Raw genomic sequence first — 4,498 nt, forward strand, 5'->3', positions numbered from 1 at the left:
GCGTACCGGCCGCAGCAGGAACGCCGGAAGATGCGAATGATCGCCAGGCTCGGTGTCGGCTTCGCGCTGGCGGCGCGGCTCGGGACGGCCGATCGAGGGCACATGGGATGGATTGGCCTGCTGGCGCGATCCGCCGCGCGGCTCGGAGGATTGCCGGGCTTCGCGAGCAGGCCTTGCCTCGCGGGCGGGCCGCTCTTCGCGAGCAGGTCTTGCTTCGCGAGCAGGCCGTTCTTCGCGAGGAGGTCTTGCCTCGCGCGCGGGGCGCGCTTCGGCTGCAGGCCTTGCGTCGGCCGACGGCCTTGCTTCGGAGGGGTGTGGCGCATCGCCACGCGGCTCGTGGCCGCGACGCGGTTTGCCGCGTCCGCCGCGGGAGCGCTCGCGGTCGCGCCCGCGCGACTCGCGCGGACGTTCGCTCGGATCAGTGGAGTCGCTGCGGATTTCGAAATCGCCCTCCGCGCGCGGAATGCTCTGGCCGATCAGCTTTTCGATCGCCACCATCGACTTCTGGTCGAGCGGCGTGACGATCGAGATCGCCGTGCCGCTGCGGCCCGCGCGGCCGGTGCGGCCGACGCGATGGACGTAGTCGTCGGGATGGTGGGGGACGTCGAAATTGAAGACGTGGCTGACCTCGGGAATGTCGAGGCCGCGGGCGGCGACGTCGGAGGCGACCAGCAGCGGCAGCTCACCCTTGCGGAACTGCTCGAGCGCGGCCATGCGGGCCGGCTGGTCCATGTCGCCGTGCAGCGCGCCGACGCTGAAGCCGTGCTTCTGGAGCGATTTGTGAACGATCGCGACTTCACGCTTGCGATTGCAGAAGATGATCGCGTTCTTGAGATCCTTGGCCTCGCGCAGCAGGCGGCGAAGCAATTCGCGCTTTTCATGCGCCTCGCGTCCGGCCGGGACCTGCGACTGCGTGACGGTCACGGCCGTGGTGGCGGGCTTGGAGACCTCGATCTTCTGCGGGTTGTGCAGGAAGGCCTCGGTGATGCGCCGGATTTCCGGCGGCATGGTTGCAGTGAAGAACAGGGTCTGCCGCGTGAACGGCACGAGCTTGCAGACGCGCTCGATGTCGGGAATGAAGCCCATGTCCAGCATGCGGTCGGCTTCGTCGATGACGAGCAGCTCGACGCCGGTGAGCAGGAGGCCGCCGCGTTCGGTGTGGTCGAGCAGGCGGCCGGGGGTGGCGATCAGCACGTCGACGCCGCGCGTCAGCTTGGCGTCCTGGTCGCCGAACGAGACGCCGCCGATCAGCAGCGCGACGTTGAGTTTCTGGCCGGCGCCGTAGCGGTCGAAGTTCTCCTTGACCTGCGCCGCGAGCTCGCGGGTCGGTTCCAGGATCAGCGTGCGCGGCATGCGTGCCCGGGCGCGACCCTTTTCGAGGATGGTGAGCATCGGCAGCACGAAGGCCGCGGTCTTGCCGGTGCCGGTCTGGGCGATGCCGAGCACATCCTTGCGTGCAAGGACGTGGGGAATCGCCTGTTCCTGAATGGGGGTGGGGGTGGTGTAACCGGTGGCCGCCACTGCGGCGAGGACTTTTTCGGATAGTCCGAGATTGGAAAAGGACATTGAGCCTCTGGTCGAAACCGCCGTTCGGAATCGAGGGTAATAAGGCTGTCGCGTTCCACCCCGAAACGGCGCGCTCTCAAAGAAGCTGGGGGTGCTGACTCACGCGAACAAAGCGCCAGGCTCAGGAATCGCTCTTCGATCTGAGCCGCGTCGAACCGGAACATAGGCGGGAATCGGCCAAAGTCAATGGAGCAGCCGCGGGAAGACCCTAAAAACCCTCAGGTTTTTGCCCAAATAGCGGGCGCGGCTCGGCTTTTCCGCCCCGGCGGGAGCGGCCCGACGGCGGCCACCGCGGCGCCGTTAACCCGCTTTCGCGGCCTGGGCCCGGAAATCACCGGGGGCCATGCCATAGGCGGCGTTGAACACCCGATAATAGGTGGCCAGGCTCTCGAAGCCGCAATTGGACGCGATATCCGCGATCAGCCGCTCCGGCGCCTCGCGCAGCAGGCGGCGGCTCTGCTTCAGGCGTTCGTCCGTCACGGTCAGCGAGAAGCTCTTCTCGGCGGTTTCGAACAGCATGTGCAGGTGGCGCACGGAGATTCCGAGCAGGTCCGCCACCATCGCCGGCACCAGATCAGGGTTTTGCAGGTGACGCGCGATCAGGCGCCGCGCCAGCGACAGGCGCGCGGTCCGGAGCGTGGCCTGTCCGAGCCGGCTGCCGGGTCGCATGATGCCGCGCTCGATCAGCGCCAGATGCGCCAATGCCTGCACGAGGGAGCCGGGATCGGCCGCACCGTCATCGGCGGCGGCCTCGCCGAGGTCGGCAAAGCAGGCGCCGAGCAGAGGCGCCAATGCGTGGTCGTTGAATGTCTTGGGCGTGAGCTCGCGCATGCGCTTGTCCCGCGTGGACAGGCCGCTCACCGGGATCTTCAGGATCCGCAGGTGGAATCCTGCCGCGCCCAGCGGCACAGTGCGATAGGGCAGGTCGGTATGGCTGGTGGCGAAGCTGCCATTGGCAATCGCGAAGTCGCTTCCGCGCATGCCGCCGAACCAGCCGCCGCCGCCGAGCTGCTGATAGACGCAGATGCTGTCACCCGGCGCATAGGCGATATCGGAGGCGCTGCGTTCGACCCTGTAGTGCGAGGCCTTCAGCTCGACGAGGCCGGCGCCGCCGAGCTGGCGCAGCGAGAATTCGCCGAAAAAGTCCGCGCGGCGTTCGCGCTCGAGCTCCGCGGTGACGCCGAACAGGCCCTTGGCCCGGACCTCGCGCCAATAGTCGAAGCGGTCTTGCGGATCGACCTCGTCGGTGCACCAGTGAAACACGGCAGCCCCTCGTCCACGAACGGAATTGCGGCTAAGAAAAAGCAGATTCCAACTGTTCTTGCCATAGGCCAGACCATGGAACCGGCGGGCCAGGCCGGTTGAACCGCCGCTATGGCTGGACCGACTATGACAACAACGGCCGAAGGTTTGCCAATGGACGGTTCGAAGGGCGCCGGCGGAAGCCGTTCTGCAACGGGAATGTTTCGATGACGCGTCGGCTTTTCAGAATTCTGGCGGCCCTCGGCCTTGCGGCGGGCCTGAGCGGCTTCGCGCTGCCCGCGCACGCCGAAAAGCGCGTGGCGCTCGTCATCGGCAACAACGACTACAAGAACGTCCCTAAGCTCCTCAAGGCGGTCAACGATGCCCGCACGATGGGCGATACGCTGAAGCAGCTCGGCTTCTCGGTGATGGTCGCCGAGAACCAGAGCCGGCAGCAATTCTCCGAGACGCTGCTCGCGTTCGACAGGGCGATCGAGCCCGGCGACACCGCATTCTTCTTCTACGCCGGCCACGGCTTCGAGATCGCCGGCCAGAACTACTTGCTGCCGACCGACGTGCCGGCCGCGACCGAAGGCCAGGAGGAGCTGGTGCGCGACGCTTCGGTCCTGGCGGACCGCATCGTCGAGCGGCTCCAGAACAAGAAGGCGCGCACCTCGATCCTGGTGTTCGATGCCTGCCGCAACAACCCGTTCGAGCGCAAGGGCACCCGCGCGGTCGCCGGCGGCGGCGGGCTCGCGCCGATGGTGCAGCTGCCCGAAGGCGTGTTCTCGGTGTTCTCCGCAGGTCCGCGCCAGACCGCACTCGATCGTCTCTCCAACGACGACGCCAATCCCAATTCGGTGTTCACGCGCACCTTCGCCAAGGAGCTGCTCCAGCCCGGCGAGAACCTGGTGCAGGTGGCGCAGCGCACCCGCCGTCTCGTCAGCGAGATGRCCGACACCGTCAAGCACAGGCAGGTGCCGGTCTATTTCGATCAGATGGTCGACGACGTCTTCCTCAGCGGCGTCGCGAAGGATGCGGCCGGCGCTGCCCGCCCGGCCGATCCGCCGCCGCAGAAGGTCGCGGCGCTGCCGCCGGTCTCGGTGCCGCGCGTGCCGAAGGAAGAGACCACCAATGCACCGATCGCGAGCTTCTCGCGCCACAATGGCGGCTGGAGCGTGGTGTTCTCGTTCGCCGATCCGACACTCGGAATCTCCTGGCGCATGGCCGGCAACGGCGACTTCCGCGAGACCGGCTTCATCGACACGCTCGATCCGCGCACCCGCAAGCGGATGCCGAACCCGTCGATCGAGCTGCCGCCGGACGCGCAGGCCGGCACCATCGAGGTTCGCTATGTCGATCAATCCGGCGACATGCAGGGGCCGTTCCCGATCAGGTTCGATCCCGAGGCCGCGCTGATCCGCGACCAGCGCAAGATCCTCGACATGACCGCGACGAGCTGGCTGTCGTTCCGCGAGTTCAACGGGCTGCTGGTCTACTACACGCACCTCGTCTCTTACCGTTGCGCCATCCGCGAGGTGCGCATCGGCATCGACACCGCCGTTCCCAACCAGGTGCTGAAGATGCCAAATTGCGACATGCGTGATCCCAGTGCGATCACCGCGGGCATGCCGCTCTACATGAAGCTCGCGCCGGCCACGCAGTTCGTCTCGGTGGAGCTGACCTATCG

General features: G+C 67.0%; 3 protein-coding genes. 1 reads left to right on the plus strand and 2 read right to left on the minus strand.

Annotated features, from left to right (window positions below):
- Together ACXJL8_RS34785 and ACXJL8_RS34790 are read right to left on the minus strand one after the other, a co-directional pair.
- On the minus strand, positions 1–1,566 hold a 1,566-nt coding region (locus ACXJL8_RS34785), incomplete at its 3' end, for a DEAD/DEAH box helicase (RefSeq protein ID WP_456686427.1).
- A 300-nt stretch (positions 1,567–1,866) separates the two neighbouring features.
- Positions 1,867–2,829, minus strand: coding sequence for a helix-turn-helix transcriptional regulator (locus tag ACXJL8_RS34790; protein WP_456621147.1), 963 nt, complete (start codon positions 2,827–2,829; stop codon positions 1,867–1,869).
- A gap of 206 nt (positions 2,830–3,035) precedes the next feature.
- Between ACXJL8_RS34790 and ACXJL8_RS34795 the strand changes: the two genes are divergently transcribed.
- The coding region (locus tag ACXJL8_RS34795) for a caspase family protein (protein ID WP_456686428.1) at positions 3,036–4,498 on the plus strand (1,463 nt) is incomplete at its 3' end.

Source organism: Bradyrhizobium sp. P5_C11_2, from assembly GCF_054049755.1.